This is a genomic window from Vibrio bivalvicida, assembly GCF_001399455.2.
GTDB classification, from domain to species: Bacteria; Pseudomonadota; Gammaproteobacteria; order Enterobacterales; family Vibrionaceae; genus Vibrio; species Vibrio bivalvicida.
Genome location: NZ_LLEI02000044.1, coordinates 1 through 9,621, shown reverse-complemented (window position 1 = coordinate 9,621; position 9,621 = coordinate 1). Strand labels below are relative to the sequence as shown.

Here is a 9,621-nt window from a genome sequence, read left to right as displayed (position 1 = left end):
CAAAACCGCCGAGCGTTGAGAATCCAGCTTGAACACTTTGTTAATAAAGTACTTTCCGCGTGCTCTACAACCAAACGGACCACCGAACTCAACAGTACAAACTAACCAGATTTTTATTGGCTACTGACCCACTGTCCTTTCCAGAAACCTGCTTTGAGCAAGTAGCCAAACCAAAGTGACAGAGAACAGGCCACCCACTGAAGTCACGGACAGTTAATTGCCACAACGATGTACCTTTGAGAGCGAAGATGGTTGCTGGCATATTAGCGCTTTCGATGTTTTCAAATGGCATTTACGTCAAAGAAACTTCAGAACTCAAAGCACGCTAGAGAGCGAGAATTGGTGCGGAGAAAGGCACAGCCAATGAAGGACTATTTACTCCAAAAACTATTCGTTAACAGTAGCTTATTAACGCCCTGCTAAGTGGCTGACAACACGACCACCGCACTCAACCAAACCGCCGTAAACACTATACCCGACTTGAACTAAAAATGCCCCGCGTTGACAGTCCGTCTTAAGCAGCTTGTTAGCTGCTACGAAGAAGGTTGCGTTTTTCACCCAAGTGCCTAATTTGAAATACATTATTGCTTTCAAATGACCATGTAAATTGGACAGCTCAAAAACCTAAACTTAAATGATGAAACATGCTTGGCAGAGAATACTTTCGAAGAGGCCCACTACCAAGTGCGCAAAACAGATTTAGTCACAGCAGCATTCCAACACCCAAGAAGCCGCACCAAAGAACTAAACAAACACACCACTTCAGTAAGCTGACTTCGGTTGATTCAAACACTTTTCGAACAGTGCCAATGGCGAGATAGTTTGCGGCCTGAGACTATCAAGTGTGAAGCTAGAGCCCAGTATGCATGAGCACTTAAGCCCTTAGTTTCTTTAAATACTAGCTAACGCCCAATTAAGGGGTGAACAACGCCTCCACCCAAACCTAAAGCATTGTGCCAGAAACACTAAATTTGAAGTAGAAGCAAAAGTGCCAAGCGTTGTGAATCCCTCTTAAATTGCTTGTTATAGCTCATCTGCCATTTTCCCAATTGCGTCAAGACATACACCAAATAAATCTTGTGCGCTGTCAATTGTGTAAGTAGCTTCAGGGTGCTGTGTAGGGTTTCTATAGTTTTTCCTGATCATGTCCAAGGAGTCAAGAAGGCTTGATGGTGGTTTATTATTTTTCTTTGCTCGAAGTTGATCGACCATGTTCCCCCACATCGGCTTCGTTAGTCTCTTTTGTTTACGGTGTAAAAAGTAATATTGTTTTAGCGTATCTTCCGTAGCTCTAAGAATGTGGAAAGCCGCTGCTGTTGATTCACCAAACACAATACACCTAGTTGATGAAGTAAAGTCCAGCTTTGCTAACTCTGACAACTTCTCAAAGTTACCTTGTTTAAGTAGGTTATGGGGGCTGTTCAGTAAGTATTCACTTGTATAACGCCTAGGTGGCAAGGTGAATATTTTCTTTGTTGATGCTTCCGCAAATAGGACTTTTTCTAGAGATGAAAACTCACTTTTTAACGAGTTTTGTAAGTCTGAAGGTAAATTATTATCCATCTTATCGTCGTCAATAGACTCAATCACAGAGTACAAATCTAAGAACGCAGTCGAAGAAAACAGTTGCATTGTAACTTCAAATGCTTCTTGGATTAACAGCTCCTTAAGGTCTTTTTTACCTTTAATTGCAGTTCTATATGTGCAGCTACCATGCTGCATACAACGAGTTATTATTCCCATCAAAATATAGCTGTAACTACTTCGATCTTGCATTTTATCTCCTGAGCTATAACGCCCTGCTAAGTGGCTGACAACGCGACCACTGCACTCAACCAAACCGCCGTAAACACTATACCCGACTTGAACGAAAATTGCCCCGCGTTGGCAGTCCGTCTTGAGCAGATTGTTAGTTGGCTAGCGCGCACTGAAGTTTCCATTTTCCACAGTAGAATCAGCGAGCGCCCTAAACTAGTAGACTGGACAACTTAAACATCCAAAGCTCCCTTTGCAAAGGCAAGCTAAAAGCTACGATAGTCCATTGCATGCAAGAGTCACTGAAACCAGCAAACCTGATACGCTCGTTCTTCAAACCAGACACAAAACTAGAAAGGCAAGCTAGCCACCAAACCAATTCAATTACAGAGAAATTTCTGCTTGCCGAAGTACGGAGAACGGATGTAAACAACGCCTACTGAACCCGTACCTAAAACCAAGAAACTATTGCCAACTAACGCCCTGTTAAGGTGTGAGCAACGCAATACCGAAGCTCCCGCATACCACCTTAAACACTAAACGCAACGCATAGCGAAAATGCCAAGCGTTGCGAATCACTCTTAAACAGATTGTTATGTTTTGATCTTCAGTTCTTTTTTACACATAACTTTTACTTCATTAATAGCATTATCTATCGCGTTTGATACATCATACATATAATCCTCTACATCACTGAAATCACTTGCGTCATACCGTCGATGCAATACAGTTTGTAGTTTATCCAAAACGCTTTCTATATCTCCATCGATGTAAACAGAGTTAATAGATAGTAATTCCATAAGTGAAGAAATAGCTTTTTCTTTATCTTGCCGTATCTTTTTGCTTTCTTTGATACTTTCTTGTGAATTGATGCGCTCATTATATTCTTTACGCTTCCTTTCCAAATCCTGTTTTAGTATTGGAGAGTCGACCCATTCACCGTCCGATTGACACATAAAATATTCATGTTCCCTCTCGACGTATAGCGCCTCTTGAAAAGAGTCGAATTGATGTGACGTATACTTTTTAACAAGAAGCAAATTGCTAAAAATTGATTCATATATCTCTTGCTTCTTCAGCCAAACTTGTTGATTGACCCAACCTTTAACCTGAAGCTCACTTTTTACACTTTCTACTATTTCAGTGTTATTTTTCAAGAATTCAGACTTAACACTTTCAACTATTTTGGTATTAGATTCTAAAAACTCAGCTCTTACCTTTTCAACCGTTGCTGTATTCTCTGACAATTCTTTTTTTAACCTTTTAAAATCCGTTTTATCCGCAAAATTCCTTGCTACTCTATTGATAAATACGGCTAAAGCTCCTAATAAAATTGGAGATACAACACTTGCAACCAATGTAGTGCCATCCACTATACTCATAATTTCCTCAAAGAAACATAACGCCAAATTAAGGTGTGAACAACGCTACCACCTTACCTAAGGCATTCTGCCATAAACACTAAACTGGCTTGAAGTGAAAGCGCCGAGCGTTGTGAATCACTCTTAAATTTATTGTTATGTTTACCACAAATACATGATTTACTTGAGAAAGAACTGCTATTTCTAACTGGTTTTCTGAGCTAAACCACAAGGCAAGAACCGACTTGGCCGGCAAAGGCGACCAACCAGAAACGAATAATTCCATTTCCCTACCCAATGAGGCAACCCGACTAAGCACCAACAAGCGCCCTATCTTTCCAACCAAAGCGCAAGACAATGGCAAGTTGCCGAGGCAACTGCCAAGGTGGGATGCTAATTGGAAAAGAACCTCAAAGCGACCTTGAGCCAGTTACACAAACAACCAACCGCCACGACCTGACAATGAAGCAACCCTCGAACATTGGCATGTTTTACGGGCTGAGAGATTCAAGAACTTAGACCGACAATGCGGGATTTGCTGAGTCGACTAGGGACGATTTGCCAGAGGGACAAAGAACTGAAACCTAAGACCTATAAGCCTTTGAATTACAAGTAAACATAACGCCCAATTAAGGGGTGAGCAACGCTACCACCCAACCTAAAGCATTGTACCGTAAACACTAAAATTGAAGTAGACGCAAAAATGCCAAGCGTTGGGAATCCCTCTTAAATTGTTTGTTAGCACTCTGACTCACATGAAGGCGCATTACCTAAAATTGCTTTGTACCTTTGTGCTTGCTCTAACGCTGCTCTCGCTGCAAACAACTGACTCTCTGCATTTCGACGAGCACGAGTTTCTGCATTTGGATTATTACCCTTAATGTCAAAATCAGGAGAGTGAACCCTTTCGTAACGAGCTTCAGCGTCAGCTAATTGCTTTAGTGCAAATTCCACATCACTTTTTCTAGCTAAGTCAGCAAAATAGTACTCGCGAGCTTTTTGCGGGTTGGATAGAAAATTTTCAACATCAACCTTTAAGGTTTTGAAGGTATCCGTATTTGTATAAACGAGGAAAATTTCAGATTCTACGGGCTTGATATACCAAGTATGGCTCCAAACACCACCGTAACAACTTTTTGTGTGCTTATAATGAAAACCATTTTTCGTGTGGATTTTGCTCATAACTGCCTCATATGACCAATAAATTACATTAGATGTTGCTAAATTTACGTAGAGAGTGCTAACGCCTTGCTAAGGTGTGAGTAACGCAATACAAAAGCTACCGCACGGCGCCTTAATCACATAAGCCACCGCAAAGTAAAAATGCCACGCGTTACGAATCACTCTTAAGCAATTTGTTAGTACATGCACTACTTCTATTTATGCGCTCCAAGATATTGAAAATTGGGATGATATGAAAGGATTTGAACACTGAAGTGAGACGGGCAGCTACAAAACTTAAACTCGGCTGAGAGACGAGAGTTGGTTAGAAGAAAAACGTACTGAACTCCCCTACTTTTATTGAATTCAAATTAGAAAAGGATTCGATCCTCGTACTTTGATAACAGCACCCAACGAATGCCAAGATTAACTTAGGAAGTACAGCAAAAACGAAGAAGTACCAAAGAAATAGGCTAAGAGTTAGAAACCGTAAAAGATGAAATCAAAGCAAACACTCCGCATATAGTGCCACCGGAAAGAACGTGAAAGGCACTAACTGAAAGGTGTAAATACGAGCGCCAAAACAGATAAACACCAAAACTGATGACCTTTGATGTCAAACCCGTACTAACGCCCTGTTAAGGGGTGAGCAACGCAATACCGAAGCCGCCGCATACCACCTTAATCACTTAAACCAACGCACAATAAAAATGCCACGCGTTGCGAATCCCTCTTGAACAGTTTGTTATATCTAATTTTTAATTTGGTTTGCAATTGCCGTGATACAACGCTTTGCTGAATTACACACACCAGACAACTGAAAGAAACCATGAATGACACCTAAATAATGTTCTCGGTAAACCTCAACTCCTTGTGCAAGCATCAACTTGTATAGTTGCTCTCCCTCATCGCGTAATGGGTCAAACTCTGCTGTGATAATAGTAGTGGTAGGCAAACCACTAAAGTCATCGTTTAAAAGGTTAAGCTCTGGTTCATTAATTTCTTGATAGCTACAGTCCGCGTACAACTCGAAACCAGAAAGAAGCATATCTGCCGTTATAATGTAATCTGAACCGTTTTCTCTGTAGCTCTGCGTACTACCTTTTGGCTCCAACATTGGATAAATAAGAATCTGCTGACGAGGTAACCACTGTTCTAGCTTCTTTAGCCTAAGCGTAGTAGCCAAAGCTAACTGCCCACCTGCGCTATCACCTATAAATACCAAATGCTCTGAATCACCACCATACTTATGCGCTTGATCCTTAATACCAAGTACAGCTTGGTATACATCGTCATGTGCTGCTGGATAAGTATGTTCCGGTGCCAGCCTGTATTGAATGCAAACAACTATAGCGTTGGACAGAAGAGCAATTTGTCTTAGCTGAACATCATGTGTTTCAAAACCACCACTGATGAAACAACCTCCATGAAAATAGACCGCGATAGGTAAGTTCACTTCACTTGTGGGCTTGTAAATCTTAACTGGAATACCATTGAGTACATCTAAGTATTCGCTTTCAATTTTAGGACTCTCGCCTGCTAGTGCGGTACTACCGATATAACCAGCCCGGCGTTCAGCGATTGTTTGTGCTGAAGGGCAAGGTTTACCATTAGATTGAAATTCTTCGACTAGCTCTCTAATGCCAGCTTCTAGGTGGTTGGTCATTTTATAACTCTATAACTAAAAAATCGGAGAATAATATACCAATACAGACCCATGTATATACATACAGTTTAGATGTGTGATGTAAATTAGATATAACGCCTTGTTAAGGGGTGAGCAACGCAATACCGAAGCCACCGCATACCACCTTAATCACTAAATTCAACGCATAATGAAAATGCCACGCGTTGCGAATCCCTCTTGAACAATTTGTTATGTGCATCTTCAAGAGGAGCGAAAATGGTCCAGTCTTGTGTATTTAACTAAAGATATTCAGCGATATATCCTAAGCTGCTCTTGTTTGAACAACCGGAACATTTTTACCCACGAAATAACCAAAAAAAATAATGCTGCCTTATCATATTTGCGAGCAATTTTATTTACAAAAACATCATTTAGATATTCATCTTGAATCTGTGCAGAACCACTTTCAAGCATGTACCAACCAACTACATGAGTCATGAAAAATGCAATAATCCCAAGCCAAAAAGCCAATTGTATTTTCCCTGATTTTGCAAAGACTGTTAAAAACTCTTCTATCCAATCTTTCACATTGAAGCTCCCTCGGGTTAGACGTCACGAAGCACATAACGCCCAATTAACGTGTGAGCAGCGCAGCCATTGAACTTAAACACTGCGCCGTAAACACTAAACTCAACCCGAAGTGAGAGCACCAAGCGTTGCGAATCACTGTTGAATTGTTTGTTATGTTTTACCACAAACACATGATTTACTTGAGAAAGAACTGCTACTTCCGACTAGTTTCCTGAAGTAAACCACAAGTCTGGAACCGACTTGACCACCAAAGGCGACTAACCCAAAATCAGTAATTCCACTTCCCTGCCCAATGAGGCAACCCGACTAAGCACCAACAAGCGCCCTGTCTTTCCAACCAAAGTGCAAAACAATGTTGAATTGCCGAGGCAACTGCCAAGCCGAAGTGCTAATTGGTTAAGAACCAAAAAGCGACTTTGAGCCAGTTAAACCAGAAGCTAACCGCCACGACCTGACAATGAAGCAACCCACGAACATTGACATGTTTTACGGGCTGAAAGATTCAAGAGCTTAGACCGACAATGCGGATTTGCTGAGTCTACTAGGGACGAATTGCCCGAGGGACAAAGAACTAAAGCCTAAGACCTTTAAGCCTTTGAAATACAAGTAAACATAACGCCAAATTAAGTAGTGAGCAACGCCGCCACTAACCTAACCCATTGTGCCGTAAACACTAAAGCCGATTCAAACCGAAAATGCCAAGCGTTGCGAATCTGCTTAAATTTATTGTTATGCTCGTACTCAAAGAAATTGAAGGACTAAACAAGCAATAAACGCTGGCAGACCCGCTATGAAGAAAACTAAACCTGTCTGGTAGTTCATTCGATAGTGTTCTCGCTCGTCTTTTTCGAAATCATGCCCTTCTACCATTTTGTAGACTTTGTCTGTTCTAGGATCATCTAACCGAGTCGTCTTACTATGGATACCACCTTCCCACATTAGCTTCGCCAAAACCCATATGACGATGACAACAAAGAAAAGAAAGTCGACCAACTGAGTAGTAGCAAAGAATGGAACAAACTGGGCTAGAGCGATCACAACAAGAGCCGCTGAGAGGTTAATTAGAACCACTTTTTTGAATAAATCGAGCAAAATTACCTCCTAGAGCATAACGCTGTGTTAAGTGGTGAACAACGCACCACAACACTTAATAAAGCCACTTTAATCACTGCACCGGAATTTGCAACCAAAACCGCCGAGCGTTGAGAATCCAGCTTGAACACTTTGTTAATAAAGTACTTTCCGCGCGCTCTACACCCAAACAACCCACCGAACTCAACAGTACAAACCAACCAGATTTTTATTGGCTACTGACCCACTGTCCTTTTCAGAAACCAACTTTGAGCAAGTAGCCAAACCAAAGTGACAGAGAACAGGCCACCCACTGAAGTCACGGACAGTTAATTGCCACAACGATGAACCTTTGAGAGTTAAGATGGTTGCTGGCATATTAGCGCTTTCGATGATTTCAAATGGCATTTACGTCAAAGAAACTTGAGAACTCAGAGCGCGCTGAGAAAGAGATTTTGTGCCGAAAAAGGTACAGCCATTGAAAGACTACATACCCTAAAAACTATTCGTTAACAGTAGCTTATTAACGCCCTGCTAAGTGGCTAGCAACGAAAACCACGATACTTAAACTAGCCGCCTTAAACACTTTACCAAAATAGAACCCATATTGCCGAGCGTTGATAGTCCGTCTTAAGCAGCTTGTTAAATGCCATACTGGACAACTTCCACCAACACATTGTTCTCAAATTTAAACGTGATATCACCAATTATGAGTTGGTCTTTTTCTTGAACAATAAATGCATTCGGGTCAATTTCCCTGAGTAAATGCAGTAAATCTTCTTGCGTATATGCTTTCGAACTAGCCAATACAACCCGACTTAAGACCTCGTTTGATTTTATTGCCGTTTTTAAAGATTCTTGTTGGTATGTGTATGAAATACCAGCATCTATTAAAGCAAAGCCTAAATACAAAGTGCTACCCATCATTAGAACTAAGCAGGTAAAAAAAGCAGTTTTCCATGTATACATCTAGAACCTCTAGGCATTTAACGCCCTGCTAAGTGGCTGACAACATAACACAAAACGTAAACAAGCCGCCGTAAACACAGAGTAAACTTTGAAGTGAATTCGCCGAGCGTTGGCAGTCCGTCTTAAGCAGTTTGTTATGTGTATGCCCAAAACAACAAAGGTGATAACGCAAAAAATACGCACCCAAACAGAAAAAAATAAAAGCACAGCAAGAAGATTATTTCTGAAAGCGTTTTTCCGACTTTTGCGGCCGATTCTCCTGCATCTGATGCAGCTATTCTTACAGCGACAGGGCCGGTTAGGATGATTTTCTTTCTTGAAAAAAACTTAGCCGAAACGATTCCCAAGACAAATATCAAGTAGATACTAAATGCTGGAGCAACCAATAGCTCGTTCAAAGAAGCTATAGCAGATGCAATAAATGCAAATAAGATCATTGAAGCGAATGATATAGCCCAGATACCGAATATTGAGAATTTGCCAAAGTAAGCAAACTTCTCAGCCAACAACTTGGGAAGGTAGTACATAATAATCCTCTTTTACACATAACGCCCTGCTAAGTGGCTGACAACATACCACAAAACGAAAACAAGCCACCGTAAGCATAGAGCAAACTTTGAAGTAAATTCGCCGAGCGTTGGCAGTCCGTCTTAAGCAGTTTGTTAGGTGAATTAGTAAGAAGCACCGTTGATTTTTCTAACTGGAATACTTGAAAGCACTTCATTTTCAGCCATTCTCATATTAACCGCCAAGATATCCTCGGAGCATTTCTCCGTTGTTACGTAATGCGTTAAACAGCCACATGAGTTGCAACGATGGAATTCTACTTCCTTGTCACCCCAGCAGTAGAAAACCGTTTCCTCGTTCAAGTTAATTTGGACTTGTTCAGGAGAAAAATACGCCCATGAAGCAGCATAGCGGCGACAAATAGAACAGTTACACTCACCGACTTCTGATGGGAGTGAACTCAGCTTTAAGTTAACATTCCCACAATGACACTTTACTTCCATGTGATTCCTCCCTCTATTCACCTAACGCTGTGTTAAGTGGTGAGCAACGCACCACAACACTTAATAAAGCCACCTT

The 9,621-nt window shown here is 41.1% G+C and carries 10 protein-coding genes; all 10 read right to left on the bottom strand.

Features of this window, described 5'->3' with window-relative positions; all coding sequences use genetic code 11:
- Positions 1 to 408 precede the first annotated feature (408 nt).
- Positions 409 to 582: a hypothetical protein gene (locus APB76_RS23125; RefSeq protein WP_167350322.1), complete on the bottom strand. Its 174-nt coding sequence runs from the start codon at positions 580 to 582 to the stop codon at positions 409 to 411.
- 441 nt (positions 583 to 1,023) lie between these two features.
- Positions 1,024 to 1,776: a hypothetical protein gene (locus tag APB76_RS16365; protein WP_054963632.1), complete on the bottom strand. Its 753-nt coding sequence runs from the start codon at positions 1,774 to 1,776 to the stop codon at positions 1,024 to 1,026.
- 572 nt (positions 1,777 to 2,348) lie between these two features.
- On the bottom strand, positions 2,349 to 3,137 hold the full coding sequence (locus APB76_RS16360) for a hypothetical protein (protein ID WP_054963633.1): 789 nt from the start codon (positions 3,135 to 3,137) through the stop codon (positions 2,349 to 2,351).
- A 717-nt stretch (positions 3,138 to 3,854) separates the two neighbouring features.
- Positions 3,855 to 4,298: a hypothetical protein gene (locus APB76_RS16355; RefSeq protein WP_054963634.1), complete on the bottom strand. Its 444-nt coding sequence runs from the start codon at positions 4,296 to 4,298 to the stop codon at positions 3,855 to 3,857.
- A gap of 730 nt (positions 4,299 to 5,028) precedes the next feature.
- Positions 5,029 to 5,943: an alpha/beta hydrolase gene (locus tag APB76_RS16350; RefSeq protein ID WP_054963635.1), complete on the bottom strand. Its 915-nt coding sequence runs from the start codon at positions 5,941 to 5,943 to the stop codon at positions 5,029 to 5,031.
- 270 nt (positions 5,944 to 6,213) lie between these two features.
- A complete protein-coding gene (locus APB76_RS16345; protein WP_054963636.1) occupies positions 6,214 to 6,492 on the bottom strand; it encodes a hypothetical protein in 279 nt (92 codons plus the stop codon).
- A gap of 744 nt (positions 6,493 to 7,236) precedes the next feature.
- Complete coding sequence (locus APB76_RS16340; protein WP_054963637.1) at positions 7,237 to 7,587, bottom strand: hypothetical protein; 351 nt, start codon at positions 7,585 to 7,587, stop codon at positions 7,237 to 7,239.
- Between the two features lie 621 nt (positions 7,588 to 8,208).
- Positions 8,209 to 8,535: a hypothetical protein gene (locus tag APB76_RS16330; protein WP_054963643.1), complete on the bottom strand. Its 327-nt coding sequence runs from the start codon at positions 8,533 to 8,535 to the stop codon at positions 8,209 to 8,211.
- Between the two features lie 134 nt (positions 8,536 to 8,669).
- Positions 8,670 to 9,062, bottom strand: coding sequence for a hypothetical protein (locus APB76_RS16325; RefSeq protein ID WP_054963642.1), 393 nt, complete (start codon positions 9,060 to 9,062; stop codon positions 8,670 to 8,672).
- A gap of 144 nt (positions 9,063 to 9,206) precedes the next feature.
- Entirely contained in the window at positions 9,207 to 9,545 is a 339-nt protein-coding gene (locus APB76_RS16320; RefSeq protein ID WP_049842708.1) for a GFA family protein, read from the bottom strand.
- Positions 9,546 to 9,621: the final 76 nt, after the last annotated feature.

Excerpts from the sequence above, each read along its gene's own strand:
- APB76_RS23125 (WP_167350322.1), bottom strand. The coding sequence starts at position 582 with ATGTATTTCAAATTAGGCACTTGGGTGAAAAACGCAACCTTCTTCGTA.
- APB76_RS16365 (WP_054963632.1), bottom strand. The coding sequence starts at position 1,776 with ATGCAAGATCGAAGTAGTTACAGCTATATTTTGATGGGAATAATAACT.
- APB76_RS16360 (WP_054963633.1), bottom strand. The coding sequence starts at position 3,137 with ATGAGTATAGTGGATGGCACTACATTGGTTGCAAGTGTTGTATCTCCA.
- APB76_RS16355 (WP_054963634.1), bottom strand. The coding sequence starts at position 4,298 with ATGAGCAAAATCCACACGAAAAATGGTTTTCATTATAAGCACACAAAA.
- APB76_RS16350 (WP_054963635.1), bottom strand. The coding sequence starts at position 5,943 with ATGACCAACCACCTAGAAGCTGGCATTAGAGAGCTAGTCGAAGAATTT.
- APB76_RS16330 (WP_054963643.1), bottom strand. The coding sequence starts at position 8,535 with ATGTATACATGGAAAACTGCTTTTTTTACCTGCTTAGTTCTAATGATG.
- APB76_RS16325 (WP_054963642.1), bottom strand. The coding sequence starts at position 9,062 with ATGTACTACCTTCCCAAGTTGTTGGCTGAGAAGTTTGCTTACTTTGGC.
- APB76_RS16320 (WP_049842708.1), bottom strand. The coding sequence starts at position 9,545 with ATGGAAGTAAAGTGTCATTGTGGGAATGTTAACTTAAAGCTGAGTTCA.